Genomic DNA, 19,397 nt, shown 5'->3' on the forward strand with positions numbered 1-19,397 from the left:
AAAAGGATTCCAGTGGCCACTATCAAAGACGTAGCCCGCCTGGCGGGCGTAGGACTGGGCACCGCCTCCCGCGTAGTCAGCGGCAAAGGTTCGGTGTCGCCGGCCACGCTTGAAAAGGTAAAGAAGGCGATCGACGAACTGGGATTCCGGCCGTCGCATGCTGCGCGTACGCTGCTGACCGGCACCAGCCAGATGATCGGCGTTTATATCCCGGTCCTGAGCGGCACTTTCTACACGCCTATCCTGCAGATTATCGACACCGAACTGCGCGCCGCCGGCCTGCATATGGTGGTTGCCTTCGGTGTCGGCCTGGGCGATGAGCGCAAGCAGGCCAAGGACGGCATCCAGTTCCTGATGGAACGCGGCTGCGACGGCCTGATCGTCATGACCAGCGCCTTGCTGGATGAAGACATCGCGGCGCTGGGCACGCAGCAGGGCAGGATCGTGGTGCTGAACCACAGCCTGGCCAGCATTCCGGACCAGTGCTTCACCGTGGACCACAAGCTGGGCGGCCGTCTGGCGGCGCGCGCGCTGCTGGACCACAAGCACCGCGATATCGCCGTGGTGGCCGGTCCGTCGCGCCTCGCCGACAACGTGGCGCGCATCGAAGGCTTCATGGAGGAACTGCAGGATGGCGGCGTCGACACCAGCCGCATGTGGGTTGCCGAAAGCGATTTCTCGCCGGCCGGCGGCTGGGCTGCGGCCAAGGAGCTGGTGGAGTCGGGACATCGCTGCACGGCCCTGTTTTGCGCCAACGATGAAATGGCAGTTGGTGCGCTGTCCTATTTCCAGGAGGCGGGCATCCGCGTGCCGAACGACCTGTCCGTTATCGCTTACGACGATACGCCCAGTGCGGAATTTTCGGCGCCGCGCCTGACTACCGTCCATATGCCATGGCGAGAAATGACGATGAATGGCTTGAGTGCGCTGTTGAACCGCTGTTATGACCTGCGGCGCACGGTGACGCGCAGCTTCCCGGTGACGGTAACGCTGCGGGCGTCCCTGGCCAAGGCGGCAAGCGCGAAGCGCAAGGCCGCTGCATGAACTGAACCGGGAAAGAGGGCGCTTGCGCCCTTTTTTTCGGCTGAATGTGGAAACCTTTCCAAATCCTGTACACTTAATGACTATGACTATTCCAGACCAGACTGAACCAGGCGCCCCGGTGCGCAGCGACTTTGCCCGCGATTTCCTGTGGGGCTGCGCCACCTCGTCATACCAGATCGAAGGAGCCGGACGCGAAGACGGGCGGGCGGAATCGATCTGGGACCGCTTTGCCGCCACACCAGGCAAGGTGCGCGACGGTTCCAGCGGCTTGGTGGCGTGCGACCATTACCACCGCTGGCCGGAGGATCTGGATATCGCCCGCGACATGGGTTTGAATGCCTACCGCTTTTCCATTGCCTGGCCGCGCATTGTGTCCCAGTGCGGAGCGGTGCCCAACAGGAAAGGCCTGGATTTCTATTCGCGCCTGGTGGACGGCATGCTGGAACGAGGCATCCAGCCATGGGCTACCTTGTACCACTGGGATCTGCCGCAATACCTGCAGGACCGGGGCGGCTGGGCCGAGCGCGATACGGTGCAGCGCTACCTCGAGTTCGTGGATGCCGTAACGCGCCGGCTGGGCGATCGGGTCCAGCATTGGATCACGCACAACGAACCGTGGTGCACCGCCATCCTGGGCAACTTCGAAGGCCTGCACGCACCAGGCCTGACCGATTTCGGCACCGCGCTGCAGGTGTGCCATCACGTCTTGCTCTCGCACGGCAAGGCCGTGCCGCTGATCCGCGAAAATGTGCCCGGCGCAAGGGTCGGCATTTCCCTCAGCCTGCACCCGCTGCGCGCCGCCAGCCCGAACGAAGCGGATCGTGCTGCATGCGAGCGCCACGACGGCCTGCGTTACCGCTGGTTCCTCGATCCGCTGCATGGCCGGGGTTATCCGGCGGCGACCCTGGGTCAGGTTGGGGCAGCGGCGCCGGTGGTGCACGAGGGCGATATGGAGGCGATCGCGGCAGCGACCGATTTCATGGGCGTGAACTACTATTTCCCCGAAACGGTTGCGGACGCGCCCGGCCACGTGCCGCTGGATGCGCGCGTGCTGCCGCCGCCGGCCGGCGCGGAAACGACCGCGATGGGCTGGGAAGTGGCGCCGGAAGGCATGAGCGAGCTGCTTGTCCGCATTCATGCCGACTACGCGCCGAAGGAGTTGTACATCACCGAGAACGGCTCCTGCTACGACGATGAAGTGCTGGCTGACGGCTGCGTGGCCGATGCAGGCCGCCGCCGCTACCTCGCGCGCCACCTGGGAGCGATGAGGGATGCGATCGCAGCCGGCGTGCCGGTGAAGGGCTACTTCGCCTGGAGCCTGGTCGACAACTTTGAATGGGCGGAGGGCTACCTGCGCCGCTTCGGCCTGGTCCACATCGATTACACAACGCAAGAACGGCGGCTGAAGGAAAGCGGAAAGTGGTACCGCGCTTTCCTGCGACAGCCATAAAAGGAGACAGGATGAAACAGTATTCCCTGCTGATTGCGGCAGTTGCGATGGCGCTTCCCGCCGCGGCGGCGCCGCTGGCCGACTGGCCCCGCGTAAGCAGCGCAATCAAGACCGACCCGGCGCTTGAGAAGCGCGTTGCCGACATCGTCGGCAAAATGACCCTGGAGCAGAAAATCGGGCAAATGACCCAGCCCGAGATCAAGACCACCACGCCGGATGACGTGCGGCGCTATTACCTTGGCTCGGTGCTGAACGGAGGAGGCAGTTGGCCGAATGGGAACAAGCGCGCCAATGCGGCGGAGTGGCTGGCCTTGGCGCAGAGATACCACGATGCTTCGATGGCGACCGATATGGCGGTCAAGGTGCCTGTGGTGTGGGGCATCGACGCTATCCACGGCAACAGCAATGTCTTCGGCGCTACCCTGTACCCGCATAATATCGGCCTCGGTGCGGCGCACAACCCGAAGCTCGCCTACGAGATCGGCGCGGCGACCGGCAAGGCCGTGCGCGCGACCGGCATCGCTTGGGTCTTTGGCCCGACCATCGCAGTGGTACGTGACGACCGCTGGGGACGGACTTATGAAAGCTTCTCGGAGGACGGCAGGCTGGTGGCGCAGTATGCAGGCGAATACGTGAAAGGCCTGCAGGGGTTCTTCAGGACTGACGCCAATGTGCTGGCCAGCGCCAAGCATTTTGTCGGCGACGGCGGCACCGAGCAGGGCAAGGACCGGGGCAACAACAAAGCTTCGCCGGCGGACATGGTCAACATCCACGGCATCGGCTATGTGCCGGCGCTGGCGGAGGGGGCGCAGACGGTCATGGCTTCGTTCAACAGCTGGAACGGGGTGAAGGTACACGGCAGCCGAGAGTTGCTGACCGATGTCCTGAAGGCCAGGATGGGCTTCGACGGTTTCGTCGTCAGCGATTGGAACGGCATCGCCGAAGTGCCGGGCTGCCGCAACGACAGCTGCCCGCAGGCCATCAATGCCGGCATCGACATGGTCATGGTGCCTGACGACTGGAAAAGCTTTATCGCCAACACCATCGCCCAGGTGAAAGCGGGAGAAATCCCGATGTCGCGCATCGACGATGCAGTCACCCGCATCCTGCGCGTCAAGCTGCGCGCAGGCCTGTTCGGCAAGAGCCCATCGCAGAACACCTACGCCGGCAAGGATGCAGCCTTGCAGGATCGAGAACTGGCGCGCCGCGCCGTGCGTGAATCGCTGGTGCTGCTTAAAAACGAGGGGCCGGCGCTGCCGCTGGCGCGCGGCAAAAAGATCCTGGTGGTAGGCAAGAGCGCCGACAATATCCCGAACCAGACCGGGGGCTGGTCGCTGACCTGGCAGGGCACCGACAATACCAATGCCGATTTTCCGAACGCCGACAGCATCCTGGCCGGCATCGGCGCGGCGGCGGGAGCAGGCAATGTGGAATTCAGCCTCGACGCGAAAGGTGTTGACCTGGCCCGTTTCGATGCCGTGATCGCGGTCGTCGGCGAGCGCCCCTATGCGGAAGGCGATGGCGATATCGGCCCTTCGGGAACGTTGCGCCACAGCAGCCGCTACCCGGAAGACCTGGCGGTTCTGGAAGCGGTGGCCGGCAAGGGCAAACCCGTGATTACCGTATTCGTTGCGGGCCGTCCGCTGTTCGTGAACGACCTGCTCAACCTGTCCGACACCTTTGTTGCCGCATGGCTGCCGGGCACCGAGGGCAAGGGCGTGTCGGACCTGCTGGTGGCCGGCCCGCGCAGCTATGACTTTCGCGGCAAGCTGTCCTTCTCCTGGCCCAAGTCGGCCTGCCAGACGCCTTTGAACGTTGGCGATGCCGGCTATGCGCCGCTGTTTGCGCTGAACTACGGCTTGCGCAAGGAACAGCGCACGAAGCTGGGCCGGCTGGACACTTCATACGCTCCCGGCGGCTGTGGCGCCAGCAATACCGTGCCCGTGCACGGCCAGGCCGACCGCGCCAGCTTCCCTCTTGTGATCCGCAGCGGCAGCGAACAGTTGGCGCTTGGCGCGGACCTGAACGCGACGTTCCGCCTGCCAGGCATCACCGTGCAGACGGCGCAGGTGAATACGCAGCAAGATGCAAAGTTGTTGACCTGGTCGGCCGATGCACCGCCGGCCGCCGGCCTTGTTGCTCGCGGCGCCAAGCCTATCGTGTTGCCTGCTGCCGCCGTACGTGATGGGGCCCTGCAATTTGATGCGATCGTCGCTGCTGCGCCACAAGGGAAGGTCACGCTGGCTATGCAGGACACCCAGTTGGATGGAACCCGGCTGTTCACGCGCCTCGCCGGCCAGGGCAAGCGGAGCATCAAGCTGCCTTTGGCCTGTTTCACGGCGCGCGGCCTGCAGCTTGAGCGCATGGACGCCCCCTTCGCGATCAGTGCCAGCGCTCCGTTTGCAGTCGCTATCGCCAACATCGAAGTCGCAGGCGGTGCCGCTTCGGCACCTGACGCGGTTAATTGCCAGGAACTGGCTCAGGAGAATTAAATGGCAAGCATCGCACCGAACTCCCCGATGGCCTCCAAGCAGGATGCGGCAGGCACCGCGCATGGCGCTACCAACACCAGCGCATTGGTGATTGTCACCATCCTGTTCTTCATGTGGGGCTTGATCACTTCGCTGAACGACGTCCTGATTCCGCACCTGAAATCGATCTATGCGCTGACTTACCTGCAGGCCATGCTGGTGCAGTTCTGCTTCTTTGGCGCGTATTTCATCATATCGTTGCCGGCGGGGGCGCTGATTCGGCGCATCGGCTACCAGAAAGGCGCGGTGGCCGGCTTGCTGATTGCCGCCGGCGGCTGTGCGCTGTTCTATCCCGCATCATTCGGCGGTTATGGCTTGTTCCTGTTGGCTCTCTTCGTGCTGGCTTCGGGCATCACTGTCCTGCAGGTGGCTGCCAATCCCTATGTAACCGTGCTTGGGCCGGCGCGCACCGCGTCGAGCCGGCTGACGCTGACCCAGGCCTTCAACTCGCTCGGCACGACCATTGGGCCTGCCGTTGGCGGCTTGCTGATCTTGTCGGCTGCCGGCGCAGGTGCCGGCGCGGCGGCCGATGCCGCAACCGTCCGCGGACCGTACCTGGGATTGGCCGCTGCGCTGGCGCTGCTGGCTGTGCTGTTCCTCGCCGCCAGGCTGCCGCAGATAGCGGATAGCGAAGATACCGTGCTGCCGGGCGAGGGCCAAGGTTCGGCGTGGGCACACCGTCACCTGGTGCTGGGCGCCATCGGCATCTTCCTGTACGTCGGCGCGGAAGTGAGCATCGGCAGCTTCCTGATCAACTTCCTCGGCGAATCGCATATTGCCGGACTGTCGCATGCCGATGCTGCGCACTATGTCAGCATCTATTGGGGCGGCGCCATGGTGGGGCGCTTCATCGGTTTCGCCGTGATGCGTGTGGTAAGCCCGGGAAAAACGCTGGCCTTCAATTCCATGCTGGCGATCGCGCTGGTGCTGGCGGCAGTATTCGGCAAGGGCAGCGTGGCAATGTGGGCAATCCTGGCGGTCGGCTTGTGCAACTCGATCATGTTCCCGACCATTTTCAGCATGGCCCTGAATGGACTGGGAAAGTACACCGGGCAGGGCTCGGGCATCCTGTGCATGGCAATCGTCGGCGGTGCACTGGTGCCGTTTGCGCAGGGAGCGCTGGCTGATTGGACCGGCGTACAGGCTTCCTTCGTGTTGCCGGCCGCCTGCTACGGCTTCATTCTCTACTTTGGCGCCAAGTACTCTTCCATGTATGCGGCGCAGTAGTTCTCAACGTACTGCTGGTGCGGCGGCAGCTGCGCCACGGTGCGCGCTACGTTATCGCGGATGCTGTCGAGGAAGTAAGACAGCTCCGCGTCCCCCATCAGGTCCGCGGAAGGATGGTGCTGCAGCGGTGTGATGCCCTGGCCCAGCATGACCTGGACCCAGGAGTTCTCCGCAAACAGTTCGTTCGACAGGCGGAACACGCGGCCTGTCTCGCGGAACATATCAATTCGGTGCCGCAGCGATGCCGGCACCTCCATTTCGGCGCAGTGGCGCCAAAAGGGGGCGTCGCGGCGCTTGGTGACCTTGTAGTGCAGGATGATGAAGTCCCGGATATGCTCAAGCTCTGTCCAGGCCTGCCTGTTGTATTCGTCGATCTCGGACTGGAAAATGCCGGCGGAAGGGAACATCTGCATCAGGCGGATGATGCCGCGCTGGATCAGGTGGATGCTGGTCGACTCAATCGGTTCCAGAAAGCCGCTGGCGAGACCGATCGCCACGCAGTTCTTGCTCCACACCTTGCGGCGCTGGCCGGGCTTGAAGCGGATCACGCGCGGTTGCACGAGCTGCTCGCCGGTGATATTCGACAACAGCCTGGCGCGGGCGGTATCGTCATCGATGAACTTGCTGGAGAAGACCATGCCGTTGCCGACGCGATGCTGCAATGGAATGCGCCATTGCCAGCCCCATTCATGGGCAATGGCTCGCGTGTAGGGCAGGGCCGGTCCGGTGGAAGAGGTCTGTACTGCGATCGCGCTGTCGTTGTGCAGCCATTGCGACCAGTCTTCGAAGCTTTCGCCCAGTGTTTCGCCGATCAGCAGGGCGCGGAATCCCGTGCAGTCGATGAACAGGTCGCCTTCGAGCATGGCCCCTGAGTCGAGCTGCAATCCTGTGATATGCCCGCCGGCGCGGTCGGTGTGGACCTTTGCGATCTTGCCCTCGATACGTCTGGCTCCGTAGCCCTCCGAATACTTGCGCAGGAAGCGGGCGTAGGCGCCGGCGTCGAGGTGGTAGGCGTAGTTGATCCCTTCGCGCGGCAGGTGGCCGAAGCGGTTCAGCTGGGCTGCTTTCAGCTCCAGGCAGTAGTCGCCATAGTCGCCGGCCAGTTTGCGTTCACGGCCCTTACGCCAGAAGTGGTTGAAGCCGGCGGTCCAGTGGTCGGTGCCGGTCATTCCGAAGGAGTGGATATAGTCTTCGTTGATGTTGCGCCAGTTCTCGAAGCTGATACCCAGCTTGAAGGTGGCTTTGGTCGCGGCCATGAAATCCTGTTCATTGATCTCCAGCAGCCGGTGGAAGTTCAACAGACTCGGGATGGTTGCCTCGCCAACGCCGACGGTGCCGATCTCGTCCGACTCCACCAGCCTGATGTCGAGGACTTTGCCAAGGCTGCGGGAAATCGCTGCCGCAACCATCCAGCCTGCGGTGCCGCCACCTGCAATGACAACGCGCCGCACAGGGCGGCGCTGGGACTGTTCATCTCTCACTTCGGTCTCCGTTTAGCGGTTGAACTTCTTGAGAACCAGGGCGCGCAGCATGCGCGCTGCATTGTCGTCGATGGGGCCGAGCACGCGCCTTGCACTTGCGGGAATGTGGCCTGCCGTCTGCTCGTCGGCCTCGAATACGTAATGGCGGAAGATATTCTGCCACGCGCGGCGCTGCGCGGGAGGCAGGTCGCGGATAGAAAGCAGCGACAGCATCAGTGCATTGGCTGGCGCGTCCATGTAGGCGGGCGACTGGCGCCACCAGTAATTGACCAGTACATTGAAACACTCCAGTGCTTCGACATGATGCCACCACATGCTGGGGATGAAGATCGCGTCGCCCGGCCCCAGTTCGGCTGCTTGCGCATGGCGTATCGCTTCGCTGAAGCGGGGAAAGCGCTCAAGATCCGGCTGGTGCAAGTCGACCAGGCTGATTGGCTGGCCGGCTGGCGTAAAGTCCAGTGGGCCGACGTACAGGTTTTCCAGCTGATCCGGGGGGAATAGCGTGAACCTGCGCCTGCCAGTGGTCACGCAGGCCAGGTTGTCGGGCAGGTCGTAATGGGCGGGAATGCGGACCCGGTTGCCGATCCAGACGCTTGCTAGTGCGTCGCGCGGGCCCAGGTCAAGCGGATTCTCCTCGATGTATCCGGGCAGGGCCGTTTCTGCCGTCGTGGCGCCGACGTAAATGGCGGGCGGGCGCGGATTGTCGCGGTGCGCAGCCAGCTCCATCAGCACATGGTCGAGGCGCGTCTGGACGGAGGCGAAATTGAAGCCGCTGAGGTCTTCGTTATAGAAGAGGCGGCCGCCGATGTCCGGGTTGCCCAGCATGGCGATTACGGTGGCATCGCGGCAGAAGCGGTACAGGTAAGCATGGGCGCTGGCTGCGCGTGCAATAGCGTCGGCGCCGTTGCGGCCGGCCTGCACGGCAGGCCAGCCTGCGACCAGTCCGCGCAGTACCATCGGCTCAGTGGACGCCAGGATTTGGTCGCAAAGGCCAGACGGCGTTACGCCGTGCAGCTCCCGGATCGGCTCAGCACTGGCCAGCATGGACACGGTTCTTGCGATCGATCAGGGTGCGGAAGTTGGACATGGATGCGATCACCATGTAGACGGGGTGCAGGTACCCGGCCCGGTTAAGGCGTTCCAGCACGCTGCCCGGCAGCGTGGACAGGCGTTCCTCATTGATGGTGTAAAAGCCGGCCAGGCGGTACTGCGAGCCGTCATCGAGCCCGATATCGAATGTAAAGGACTCGAGAAGCTGGTGTTCCAGCAGCGCCGCCACGAAGCCGCGCGCCTGCTGCATCCCATGGTGGATGGCAAGCAGGGTGGAGTTGACGCGTTCCAGGTACGCGGAGGTCCCGCCGTGCTGCAGGAAGACGCGTTCACCGTTCGTATTGCTGACGCGCGGATTTTCCAGGTCCACATGTACGGTCAATTCGTCGCCGTTGACGCCGATCAGGAAAGGCTGGCGCTCAATTGCCAGCGGAATATACGGCGCCTCCCAGCCGTGCAAACCGAGGAAAAGGTTCTCACCTTCCTGGAAACCGAACAGCGCGTGCGCCTCGAAGCCGCCGTCGATCGCCCTGCGGAACACGATCGGGTAGCAGGACTGTACGTCGCGGAATTCGGACGGGAAGGTGAGGGCCGACATGACGTTGTCGCCGAAGTGCGCGCCGCGTCCGGTCTGCACGTACAGGTCCTTGTGGTCGATATTATTGAGAAGTACTGGTCTGGCCATAGCGATCCTTGTATGGGCGGCAGGCCGGGCCGGCAGTGCGCCGCCCGGCCGGGCCGCCGCCGGTCATCAGAACTTGTAGCGCGCACCCAGCATGTAACGCGGCCCGGATTGGGTAACGAAGAGGGCCATCGATTCGGCGCGTCCGTGCACGCGCTGGATCTCGTTGGTCAGGTTGATCGCTTCAAACTGCACGCTGAGCTTTTCGTTAAAGGCATAGCCGATGCTCACGTCAAGCTGGCCGTAGGCCTCGGTATAGTTCGGGTTGGGCCCTGCACCATCGAAGGTCGAAGACAGGAATTTGTCGCGCCAATTGTAGGCTGCGCGGATCGACCAGTTCTTGTCCTCGTAGATGCCGACCAGGTTGGCCGAGTTGCTCAGGCCGACCAGCGCGAACTGCTCGCCGATCTTGAAGTTGTCGTACTTCAGGCCTGAATCCACCCAGGTGTAGTTGGCCGAAAGTCCGAAACCGGAATTGCCGAACATATGCTGCACATTGATCTCGGCGCCTTTCAGCTTTTCGTTCTTCTGATTGGCGAAGGAATTGATTTCGAACGACATGACCGGATCGTTCGGCTGGCCGACGATAGTGCCGGTTGCGTTGCCGCTTGCATCGTCCGGACCGCGCGTCACACCAGGGGCTGTGGGGTGGTTGCGGAAGATGTAGTTGCGGATGCAAACCCGGTCGGTGCCGCAGTTGCCTTGCTGGACTGCTTCGTTCCACAGCGCGCCGCCAACCGGCGTGTGCAGGTTGAACGGAGTGGCCGTGATCTTCGACTGGCCGGCGTAGTTGCTCAGGTCCTTGTGGAACAGGCCGACGGAGGCGAAGCTTTGCTGACCGTAGTACCACTCCCACGACAGGTCCAGGTTCTTCGACTTGACAGGCTTGAGCTGCGGGTTGCCCTGGCTGCCGGTGCCGCCGAAATCGCGCGCCAGGCGGTCCAGCGTCGTGCCGCCCTGGATCTGGTCATAGCGCGGCCGACCGATGGTCTCGCCATAGCTGGCGCGCAGCTTCATGTCTGAACGGATGTCGGCATCCCAGTCCACGCTGGGCAGCCAGTGATTGTATTTGCCGGTGAGCGTAGTGAATGTCGGCGCACCGAAGCTGAGCGGGAACTCGTTGGCCGATACCCAGCTGACGCCTGTCGCAGCAGGCACCAGGGCGGTCGACATGACGTCGGTTTTTTCGTAGCGCACGCCGATATTGGTATGCATCGGAATTGCCGTATCCCAGTCGGTGCCGAACTGGATGTAGGCGCTCTTCGATTTTTCCTGGGTGCGCTGGTCGGTGTCGAAGGTACTCTTCGGCATGTACATCTCCGGCAGGCCGGTAACCCTGGCCGTCAGGTCGCGCACCTCGGCGAAATTGAAGGTGTAGAACTGGTTGAAAAGGGCCGGGTTGCCGCTGCCGTCGATCTTGTCGTAGTACTGGCGCAGCGACTCGCGGTGGAACAGGCTGGCCGGGTAGTCAGATGCCGTCGACGCGCCGCCCCACGAGTCGCGCTGCTGGGTGGACATGGCGGAGCGGTTCTTCACTTCGATCGCGCCGACGCCGAAGTTCAGGTTCGACGCTTCCAGCAGTTTGAGGCGCCCCTTGAACTGCGCCTGTTCGATCTCGCCTTTCATATAGCCGTTCTGGAACACGGAGCCGGTCACTTGCTGCGGTGCCCTGTTGAAATCGGCGCCCTGGATGCTCAGGACCGGAAAGTCTTCGCGGAAGTCGACCGTGGTGTCGCCCCGGCTGAAGCTCGCGGTGCCGATCACGTTGCTGGAACCGAAGGGGCTGTCGGCCTTGGATTCGGCGCTGGATTTATGCACGTCCAGTTCCAGCTTCAGGCCATCGGTCTTCCAGGCCGCATTGAAGCCGAGGGACTGGTTCTGGGTCTTGGTGGCAAAGTCGGCGCCGCCCATGGCGATATCGCTGTTAGCCGCCGGCAGCAGTTCGGTGTAGACCAGCGGGGCGGCGACCGGGCCATTGCTCCAGGTCGAGCTGGATGCGCCGAAATTGAACCAGGCCGACAGGTCCTGGCGGCGGGTCTGGATCTTGTTCTCCGAGTAGGTGTAGTCCAGTGTGGTGGTGAGTTCCTTGACCGGTGCCCACTGCAAGGTCAACTGGCCATTGGTGCGCTGGCGCTGCACGCCGTTCATGTTGTAGTTCAGGTTTTGCGGCAGCGAATAGATGTCGCCGTCCTGGGGGCGGTTGGCGGCGCCGGTTTGCGGAAGCGGGCCAGCGCTGCCAAGGAAAGGTCCACGCCAGCCGTTCGAGACCGAAGCCTGGTTGAAACCCAGGTTGCGTTCCTGGTAGCTGGCGCTCAGCGCCACGCCAAAGCGGTTGTCGTCGAAGGTGTTGCTGTAGATGCCCGAGACTTCCGGTGTGGTGGCGCTGCCTTGCTTGACGTCGCCCGGCAGGTTGTTGTGGGAGGTGTCGTGTACCGCCTTGACGCCGACGCTGGCCACCATGCCCGGACGCTCCAGCGGACGCGCCGTCAGCACATTGACGGTGGCGCCGATGCCGCCGGTCGGCGTCTCGGCGCGGCCGGTTTTGTAGACCTGGATCTGCGAGATCGCCTCCGATGCCAGGTTGGCGAAATCGAAGGCGCGGCCATTCAGGTCGCCCAGGTTGGAGGTGGGCATCTGGCGGCCATTTAGCAGCACCAGATTGAAGTCGGGCCCGACGCCGCGTACTGTGATCTTGGAGCCTTCGCCGATGGAGCGGTCGATCGACACGCCGCTGATGCGCTGCAACGACTCGGCCAGGTTAGTATCCGGGAATTTGCCGATATCGGCCGCGACAATGCCGTCCACGATACCGTCGGCATTGCGTTTCAGGTTCATCGAAGAACCCAGGCTGGCCCGCAGGCCGGTAACAATCACGGTTGCTACTTCGCCGGTACCGGAAGGGGCGGGCGCCACGCCTGCCTGGTCCGATTCCTGCGCCTGGGCCGGTGGGATGAGCGCCGCGCAGGCGGTGGCTACTGCAAGGCTCATCAATGTCTGCTTCGCCTTTGGATAGTGCATTTGGTCTCCTTGGTTCTTATAGTCTGGCCGCCTCCCCAACCAGCATGGAAACGTTTCCATGTCATGCTTAAAAATACTAGGGGCAGCAAAATCGATTGTCAATAAAATACGCCGGGGGTCGGCAGGAAGTGTGGGGTTTCCGTCATTAAACTGGAAACGTTTCCATTCTGGTCAGCGCAATATAGCACCGTTCAAATTTTGAAGTCAACAGCATTGCCGTGCTATATTTGCAACGAAAATGGTAACGTTTCCACACGAGGCAATGTTAGCGGTGCTTTTACTCGTATCGCCGGGGCTTCCGGCCGCGCAGGCAGTGGCAACGCGGCCGCAGCGCGATGACTGCCGCAGTTCTATACGGCGCGCAAGGAGAACCTGCGCGTGGAGGACGGCAACCTGGTGACCGAAGCGCGCAGGGAGGCCTACCGGGGAAAACACTACACATCGGCGCGCCTGAAAACCGCAGGCCTGATGGAACGCCGCTACGGGCGCTTTGAGGCGCGCATCAGGGTGCCGCACGGGCAGGGCATCTGGCCGGCATTCTGGATGCAGGGCGCCGATATCGGCAAGGCCGGCTGGCCGCGCAGCGGCGAGATCGACATCATGGAAAACATCGGCAAGGAACCAGATATCGTTTACGGCACGGTGCACGGTAAATGGCCGTTCGATCGTCCGTTTTTCGTGCTGCTTAACCTGGCCGTGGGCGTTCATCGGCCTGCTTATTCCGATGCAACTACGACTTTCCCGCAAGTGATGCTAGTTGACTACGTTCGCGTTTATCGCCGGGGGGACTGATGGTACACTCAGTACATGAATGCAATCATTGTTGCTGCCGCATTGCTGGCCGCCCCGGCTACGCCGGAACAGGCGGTTGCCACCCTGTGGCGCTCCCTTAGTCATGACGCCGGCCAGGCCGGCGACGAAGCGGCGCTGCGCGCCATCCTGCATCCCGACGCCATGGTTTACGGCGCCCGCTACCGCGATGGCGCTGCCGCCCTGTCCGTGGCGCGCGGCGCTGATTTCGCTGCCGGCATTGGCCGCGTCGGCGAAAAAGGCTTCTATGAATGCGAAGTGGCGCGCGAGGTGCGCCAGTACGACCGTTTCGCCACTGTCTACAGCGTGGTCGAGTCGCGCAATGAGCGCAACGCGCCGAAAGCGAGTTTCACGGGAGTTAACAGTATCCAGTTGTACCGCGCCGACGAAGGCTGGCGCATCATCGGCCTGTACTACCAGGTCGAACGGCCTGGCCAACCGATCTCGCTACAGGGCGGCAAGACGGGCGCCTGCCTGGAGGGATAATGAACGAGAAGACTGCCCGCGCCATCATGCTGGTCAAGGCGATCGAAGAAGCCGACCAGCACAAAGAGGTGCTGACAGAGGATGACCGTAGATTTGCCAGCCGTACCGCGCGCGAGCTGGCGCACTGGCAGGCTGCCGAGCAGCGTTCGGCAGCCACGCTGCCCGACTTCCTTTACCATCGCGCCGAACAACTGCTCAAGCGCCTTGCCGCGCGCCATAAACTGTTCGCCTCCGTCACGCAGGGCCATAGCGGCATGTGGGGCGCAAGCTGGCTGCTGCCGCTGGCGGCGCTGCTGGCAGGAGGCATGGCCGAACGCTTCGGCGACCCGCACCGCGTCGATGTGCTGTCCTTGCCCCTGCTGGGGATCATTGCCTGGAACCTGCTGGCTTACGTGCTGCTCATGTTGTGGGCGCTGCTCCCGGCGCGCCGTGCCGGCTTGCGGCGCGGCCTGGCCAACCGCATGGCGCTGGGCAGCGGACACATTCCGCGCCGCTTGCCGCACGCGCTGGCGAGCGGTGTACTGCAATTCATGGTGGACTGGGCGCGCCAGGGCTCCCGCCTGAACCTGGCCCGCATTGCACGTATCCTGCACTGGTCGGCTGCCGCCTTTGCCATCGGCGCCATACTGTCCCTGTATGCGCGCGGTATTGTCGAACGCTATGCGACGGGCTGGGAAAGCACCTTCCTCGACCCGTGGCAGGTGCATCGCCTGCTGTCTGTGCTGTTTGCGCCGGCGGAGTACATCTTCGGCCTGGATGGCTTCACGATGGAGGAGGTGATGGGCCTGCAGAACTGGAGCGAATCGCGCCCCGGCAATGGCGCGCGCTGGGTGCATTTGTATGCCGCCAGCCTGGTGCTGTATGTCGTGCTGCCGCGCCTTGTGCTGGGCTGCATGGCAGCGCTGCGCGCCATGTGGCTGCGCCGGCGTTTTCCGCTCGACCTGCAGCAGCCTTACTTCCAGCAGCTGTCGGTGGCGGGGGGCGGTGAACCGGGCCTGCTGCGCGTTGTGCCTTACAGCTTGACGGTGGATGAAGCGCGCAGCAAGGGCCTCGACTCCGTAGCCCATGAGATGCTGGGGGAGCAGGCCCGGGTGCGCCTGCTGCCGCCTGCGCCCTACGGCAGCGAAGCGCCGGCCCTCGATCCTGGCGAGGGTGTGACCAACGCTGTCCTGTTCGGGCTCGCTGCCACGCCGGAGCAGGAGAACCACGGTGTCTTTCTGGCTGCGCTGGGCAAGGGCCGCAAGCTGTTTGCGCTGCTTGACCAGTCGGCGTTGGCCGCGCGCACGGATGCGGGGCGCCTGAGCGAGCGCATCGAGTTGTGGCGCGAGTTCTGTATCCTGCACGGCGCCGAACCCCGGGTAGTCGATTTGCTGGCCCCAGTGTCGCCGGGCGGAACCCCGGCATGAGCGGCGCACCTGTCACCATCCAGCTTGCGCTGGTTTCCCATACCAACAACGGCAAGACAACGCTGGCCCGCACGCTGCTGGGCGTTGACGTGGGCCAGGTGCGCGATGCTGCCCACGTCACCACGTTCGCCGAATCGCATGCGCTGATGGCGACCCAGAACGGCGACCGCCTGCTGTTGTGGGATACGCCGGGTTTCGGCGACTCACTGCGCCTGATGAAGCGCCTGGCGCTGGCCGGCAACCCGATCGGCTGGTTCCTGCGCGAAGTGGTGGACCGCTACCGCGACCGACCGTTCTGGCTTAGCCAGCAGGCCGTGCGCGCCGCGCGCGATGAAGCGGACGTCGTCCTGTACCTGGTGAACTCGACCGAAAACCCGGGCGATGCCGGCTATATTCCCGCTGAAATGCGCATTCTTGACTGGCTGGGCAAGCCGGTGCTGGTGCTGCTGAACCAGATGGGGCCTCCACGGCCGCTGCCGGAAGAACAGGCCGAACTGCTGCGCTGGAAAGACTTCATGCTGCAATTTGGCCAGGTGCGCGAAGTGCTGCCGCTGGATGCCTTTGCCCGTTGCTGGGTGCACGAGCGCGTATTTTACGATGCGCTGGGCGCGCTGGTCGGACCGGAAAAGCAGCCAGGCTACGAGCGCCTGTTCTCGGTCTGGGAAGAAACCAATGCGCGCCGCTTCAAGCAATCGATGGCGGTGATGGCGCAGCAGTTGGCCGATGCCGCGCATGACAGGCAGATCGTGGAGACGGTCGAGCGTGGCGTGATCGCGTCGGCGCTGAAAATCATCGGTATCGGAAAGGGCGAGGACCGCAAGCGCCAGGACCGCGCCATGAATACGCTGGTAGCGCGGCTCAATCTGGCTATCGGCCAGGCGACCGTCAACCTGCTGGCGCTGCACAAGCTCGATCCGAGCGAGGCGCCCAAGATCAACGCGCGCGTCAGCAACAACTTTGTGGTGCTGGCGCCGGTGGACAAGGGGCAGGCAGCGCTGCTGGGCGCCATCGTCTCGGGCGCTGCGACCGGGCTGTCGGCCGACCTGGCCGCCGGCGGCCTGACGCTTGGCACGGGCGCATTGCTGGGCGGCGTCATCGGTGCGCTGACCTTTGGTGGGGCAGCCTGGGGCTTCAACATCGGCATGGACCGCGAAGTGCCGACCATGTCGCTGTCCGACGACTTCCTGCGCACGCTGCTGGTTTCCAGCGTGCTGCGCTACCTCGCTGTCGCGCATTTCGGACGCGGGCGCGGCAACTTCGTCGAAGGCGAAGCGCCGCCGTTCTGGCAGGAGGAGGTAGAGCAGGCCGTGGCGCTGCATGAGGCGGAAGTCAAGGCGCTATGGCAAACCCTGCGCGAGCAGGACGATCGCGATCTGGCGCCAGCCAGCGCCGTGCTGACCGCGATCACGGCGCACGTGCTGGCGCGGCTTTACCCCGAAGGTCAGGCTGCGAACCCGCCATCGATATTGAGGCCGGCACCGGTTACGTAGCCGGCTTCGTCGCTGGCGATATAGGCCACCATTCCAGCAATTTCCTCGCCGCGCGCGTGGCGCTTGATCGGCATCAGGTCGTGCAATGCCTTGGCGAAGTCGCTGTGCGCCGGGTTCATGTCGGTGTCGACCGGCCCTGGCTGCACATTATTGACGGTGATGCCGCGCGGGCCGAGGTCGCGCGCCAGGCCCTGCACCAGGCCGGTCAGGGCCGATTTGCTCATCGCATAGATCGAACCGCCGGGGAAAGGCATGCGCTCGGCATTGGTGCTGCCGATATTGATCACGCGGCCGCCGGCCTGCATATGCGCCACGGCTGCCTGCGTGGCGGCAAACACGGCGCGCACGTTGACGGCGATGGTGTGGTCGAAGTCTTCCAGCGTCAGTTCGGACACGTCGCCCAGGTGCAGCACGCCGGCATTGTTGACGAGAATGTCCAGGCGCCCGAAGCGCCTGGCGATATCGTCGATGGCGGCACGGGTGGCGGCGGCATCGGCGGCATCCACTTTCAGCGCGATGGCCTTGCCGCCGGCTGCGGCGATTTCACCGGCCAGCGCATCGGCCGCGGCGCCGGAGTTCTGGTAAGTGAAGGCAACGGTGGCGCCGTCTTTGGCCAGGCGGCGCACGATGGCGGCGCCGATGCCGCGCGAACCGCCGGTAACGAAAGCGATCTTGCTCATGATTTGCTCCTCAGGATTGGTTGGGATGGGAGCAGTATGGCCGCAGCATTGCTAGTCGACTAGCTGGTAATATTGCGTATCACTTTCAACTGGATGTATCAAATGCAGCCACTCAACCTGCTTGAATCCTTCCTGCAGAGCGCCGAAGGCGGCGGTTTTTCGGAAGCCGCGCGCCGCCTGGGACTGACCCCGGCCGCCGTCAGCAAGAACGTGGCACGGCTGGAAGGGCGGCTCGGCGTGCGCCTGTTCCAGCGCAGCACGCGCCGCCTGGCGCTGACCGAGGCCGGCGAACGCTTGCTGCAACAGGTGCGCGCTCCGTTGGCCGAGTTGCAGGGCGCCATTGCCGGCGCCGCGCAGGATGCCGGCGAACCGGCCGGCATCCTCAAGGTGGCGGTCGCGCACGGGGTAGGGCGCCTGTATATCCTGCCGCTGCTGAAAGGCTTCCTGCAGCGCTACCCGGGCGTGCAGCATGACTGGCGCTTCGACAACCGTTCGGTAGACCTGATCGGCGAAGGCTACGACGTTGCCATTGGCGGCGGCATCGAACTGGCGCCCGGCGTGGTGGCGCGCGAGCTGGGGCGGCCGCGCATCCTCGTCACGGCGGCGCCGTCCTGGCTCGCAGGACGCAAGCTGCCGCGCCATCCGTCCGAACTGGCCGGCTGGGAGGGGATCGCGCGCCGTTCTGCCGAAAGCGGGCGCCTGCGCGACTACCTGCTGCGCAATGCGGCCGGGGAGGAAGCGGTGGCCGAATTCCGGGCCGTTGCCACCTTCGACGACCCGGAAGCGATGGCGCAGGCGGCCTGCATGGGCCTGGGCGTGGCGCTGTTGCCCGGGCCGCACGCCGCGCCCCTGCTCGAATCAGGCCAGCTGGTGCGGTTGCTGCCCGAATGGCATGCGGAGGTCGGGGCGCTTTCGATCTACTATTCCAGCAAGAAGCTGTTGCCGGCCAAAACGCGCGCCTTCGTCGAATACGTGATTGGTCAAATGCGCGCGGACGACTTTGCGGGGCGGCTCGACAGGCTTTGAAATATCACGGTAAGATGGGCCTCCAATTCATCAGCGATAGGGGTGCCTTCCATGAAGTTCCGCCTTGTTACCCGCAGTGATTTTGATGGCCTGGTGTGCGCGGTGCTGCTCAAGCACCTGGACTTGATCGACGAGATCCTGTTCGTGCACCCCAAGGATATGCAGGACGGGAAAATCGCGATCACCAGCCGCGATATCACCACCAACCTTCCTTACGTGTCGGGCGCGCACCTGGCGTTCGACCACCATTTATCCGAAACCATCCGCAATACGGGCGACCGGCAGAACCACGTCATCGATCCCGGTGCGCCTTCGGCGGCGCGCGTGGTGTATGACTACTACGGCGGCGGCAACAAGTTCCCTTCGGCGTGGAACGACATGATGCTGGCCGTGGACAAGGGCGATTCGGCGCAATTTAACCGTGACGAGATCCTCAACCCGAAGGGCTGGGACTTGCTGAACTTCCTGATGGATGCGCGCACGGGCCTGGGGCGGTTCCGCGATTTCCGCATCTCGAACTACAACCTGATGATGGATCTGATCGATTACTGCCGTTCGCACACGATCAGTGAAATCATGGCGCTGCCGGATGTGAAGGAGCGCAGCGACCTGTATTTCGACCATGCGGAAAAGTGCAAGGAGCAGATCCGCCGCTGCGCAACCGTGCATAAGAACCTGGTGGTGCTGGACTTGCGCAATGAAGAGACGATTTACGCGGGTAACCGCTTTGTCATTTATGCCCTGTATCCTGAACAGAATATCTCGATCCACGTGCTGTGGGGGCTGAAGAACCAGAACACGGTGTTCGCCACGGGGAAATCGATCCTGAACCGGACCTCGAAGACCAATATCGGGGCGCTGATGCTGGAATACGGTGGCGGCGGGCATGAGAATGCCGGCACTTGCCAGGTTGAAAATGAAATGGCGGAAGACGTGCTGGGGGCACTGATTGTCCGCATCAACAAGGAAGGCTAGCCCCGGAAAATGTCCACCTTGGGGTCAGGAACAAAGGTGGA

15 protein-coding genes are annotated in these 19,397 nt (G+C 63.5%); 10 read left to right on the plus strand and 5 right to left on the minus strand.

The features are described 5' to 3' along the window. Positions 1-12 precede the first annotated feature (12 nt). From ACWBU6_RS10180 to ACWBU6_RS10195, 4 genes are all read left to right on the plus strand, one after another. On the plus strand, positions 13-1,044 hold the full coding sequence (locus ACWBU6_RS10180; RefSeq protein ID WP_452648677.1) for a LacI family DNA-binding transcriptional regulator: 1,032 nt from the start codon (positions 13-15) through the stop codon (positions 1,042-1,044). 76 nt (positions 1,045-1,120) lie between these two features. Further along, positions 1,121-2,494: a GH1 family beta-glucosidase gene (locus ACWBU6_RS10185; protein WP_452648678.1), complete on the plus strand. Its 1,374-nt coding sequence runs from the start codon at positions 1,121-1,123 to the stop codon at positions 2,492-2,494. Positions 2,495-2,505: 11 nt separating this feature from the next. After that, positions 2,506-4,986 (plus strand): glycoside hydrolase family 3 N-terminal domain-containing protein, encoded by a 2,481-nt coding sequence (locus ACWBU6_RS10190; protein ID WP_452648679.1) that lies wholly within the window; start codon positions 2,506-2,508, stop codon positions 4,984-4,986. Further along, positions 4,987-6,252, plus strand: coding sequence for a sugar MFS transporter (locus ACWBU6_RS10195; RefSeq protein WP_452648680.1), 1,266 nt, complete (start codon positions 4,987-4,989; stop codon positions 6,250-6,252). On the opposite strand, the gene ACWBU6_RS10200 is transcribed toward ACWBU6_RS10195, so the two are convergent. The 4 genes from ACWBU6_RS10200 to ACWBU6_RS10215 form a co-directional block, all read right to left on the minus strand. Then, entirely contained in the window at positions 6,210-7,733 is a 1,524-nt protein-coding gene (locus ACWBU6_RS10200; RefSeq protein ID WP_452648681.1) for a tryptophan halogenase family protein, read from the minus strand. The two genes, ACWBU6_RS10195 and ACWBU6_RS10200, sit on opposite strands and share 43 nt — an antisense overlap. Before the next feature lie 12 nt (positions 7,734-7,745). Then, positions 7,746-8,777, minus strand: coding sequence for a cupin-like domain-containing protein (locus tag ACWBU6_RS10205; RefSeq protein WP_452648682.1), 1,032 nt, complete (start codon positions 8,775-8,777; stop codon positions 7,746-7,748). After that, positions 8,761-9,468 (minus strand): SapC family protein, encoded by a 708-nt coding sequence (locus tag ACWBU6_RS10210; protein WP_452648683.1) that lies wholly within the window; start codon positions 9,466-9,468, stop codon positions 8,761-8,763. Before ACWBU6_RS10210 ends, ACWBU6_RS10205 begins: the two co-directional genes overlap by 17 nt. A 66-nt stretch (positions 9,469-9,534) precedes the next feature. Then, complete coding sequence (locus ACWBU6_RS10215; protein ID WP_452648684.1) at positions 9,535-12,453, minus strand: TonB-dependent receptor; 2,919 nt, start codon at positions 12,451-12,453, stop codon at positions 9,535-9,537. 402 nt (positions 12,454-12,855) lie between these two features. On the opposite strand from ACWBU6_RS10215, the gene ACWBU6_RS10220 reads away from it, so the two are divergent. The 4 genes from ACWBU6_RS10220 to ACWBU6_RS10235 are packed head-to-tail and all read left to right on the plus strand — an operon-like array spanning position 12,856 to position 16,675. Then, positions 12,856-13,275, plus strand: coding sequence for a glycoside hydrolase family 16 protein (locus ACWBU6_RS10220; RefSeq protein ID WP_452649550.1), 420 nt, complete (start codon positions 12,856-12,858; stop codon positions 13,273-13,275). 15 nt (positions 13,276-13,290) lie between these two features. Further along, entirely contained in the window at positions 13,291-13,779 is a 489-nt protein-coding gene (locus tag ACWBU6_RS10225) for a hypothetical protein (RefSeq protein WP_452648685.1), read from the plus strand. After that, complete coding sequence (locus ACWBU6_RS10230) at positions 13,779-15,185, plus strand: DUF2868 domain-containing protein (RefSeq protein ID WP_452648686.1); 1,407 nt, start codon at positions 13,779-13,781, stop codon at positions 15,183-15,185. Before ACWBU6_RS10225 ends, ACWBU6_RS10230 begins: the two co-directional genes overlap by 1 nt. Continuing rightward, positions 15,182-16,675 (plus strand): DUF3482 domain-containing protein, encoded by a 1,494-nt coding sequence (locus ACWBU6_RS10235; protein WP_452648687.1) that lies wholly within the window; start codon positions 15,182-15,184, stop codon positions 16,673-16,675. Before ACWBU6_RS10230 ends, ACWBU6_RS10235 begins: the two co-directional genes overlap by 4 nt. Here the strand turns inward: ACWBU6_RS10235 and ACWBU6_RS10240 are convergent. Further along, positions 16,627-17,355, minus strand: coding sequence for an SDR family oxidoreductase (locus ACWBU6_RS10240; protein WP_452648688.1), 729 nt, complete (start codon positions 17,353-17,355; stop codon positions 16,627-16,629). The two genes, ACWBU6_RS10235 and ACWBU6_RS10240, sit on opposite strands and share 49 nt — an antisense overlap. A 102-nt stretch (positions 17,356-17,457) precedes the next feature. On the opposite strand from ACWBU6_RS10240, the gene ACWBU6_RS10245 reads away from it, so the two are divergent. Together ACWBU6_RS10245 and ACWBU6_RS10250 are read left to right on the plus strand one after the other, a co-directional pair. Beyond that, positions 17,458-18,381 (plus strand): LysR substrate-binding domain-containing protein, encoded by a 924-nt coding sequence (locus ACWBU6_RS10245; RefSeq protein ID WP_452648689.1) that lies wholly within the window; start codon positions 17,458-17,460, stop codon positions 18,379-18,381. A gap of 51 nt (positions 18,382-18,432) precedes the next feature. Further along, positions 18,433-19,356: an exopolyphosphatase gene (locus tag ACWBU6_RS10250; protein WP_452648690.1), complete on the plus strand. Its 924-nt coding sequence runs from the start codon at positions 18,433-18,435 to the stop codon at positions 19,354-19,356. Positions 19,357-19,397: the final 41 nt, after the last annotated feature.

Source organism: Pseudoduganella sp. HUAS MS19 (assembly GCF_053615455.1).

Excerpts from the sequence above, each read along its gene's own strand:
- ACWBU6_RS10185 (WP_452648678.1), top strand. The coding sequence starts at position 1,121 with ATGACTATGACTATTCCAGACCAGACTGAACCAGGCGCCCCGGTGCGC.
- ACWBU6_RS10245 (WP_452648689.1), top strand. The coding sequence starts at position 17,458 with ATGCAGCCACTCAACCTGCTTGAATCCTTCCTGCAGAGCGCCGAAGGC.
- ACWBU6_RS10195 (WP_452648680.1), top strand. The coding sequence starts at position 4,987 with ATGGCAAGCATCGCACCGAACTCCCCGATGGCCTCCAAGCAGGATGCG.
- ACWBU6_RS10210 (WP_452648683.1), bottom strand. The coding sequence starts at position 9,468 with ATGGCCAGACCAGTACTTCTCAATAATATCGACCACAAGGACCTGTAC.
- ACWBU6_RS10230 (WP_452648686.1), top strand. The coding sequence starts at position 13,779 with ATGAACGAGAAGACTGCCCGCGCCATCATGCTGGTCAAGGCGATCGAA.
- ACWBU6_RS10215 (WP_452648684.1), bottom strand. The coding sequence starts at position 12,453 with ATGAGCCTTGCAGTAGCCACCGCCTGCGCGGCGCTCATCCCACCGGCC.
- ACWBU6_RS10250 (WP_452648690.1), top strand. The coding sequence starts at position 18,433 with ATGAAGTTCCGCCTTGTTACCCGCAGTGATTTTGATGGCCTGGTGTGC.
- ACWBU6_RS10190 (WP_452648679.1), top strand. The coding sequence starts at position 2,506 with ATGAAACAGTATTCCCTGCTGATTGCGGCAGTTGCGATGGCGCTTCCC.
- ACWBU6_RS10235 (WP_452648687.1), top strand. The coding sequence starts at position 15,182 with ATGAGCGGCGCACCTGTCACCATCCAGCTTGCGCTGGTTTCCCATACC.
- ACWBU6_RS10205 (WP_452648682.1), bottom strand. The coding sequence starts at position 8,777 with ATGCTGGCCAGTGCTGAGCCGATCCGGGAGCTGCACGGCGTAACGCCG.
- ACWBU6_RS10240 (WP_452648688.1), bottom strand. The coding sequence starts at position 17,355 with ATGAGCAAGATCGCTTTCGTTACCGGCGGTTCGCGCGGCATCGGCGCC.
- ACWBU6_RS10225 (WP_452648685.1), top strand. The coding sequence starts at position 13,291 with ATGAATGCAATCATTGTTGCTGCCGCATTGCTGGCCGCCCCGGCTACG.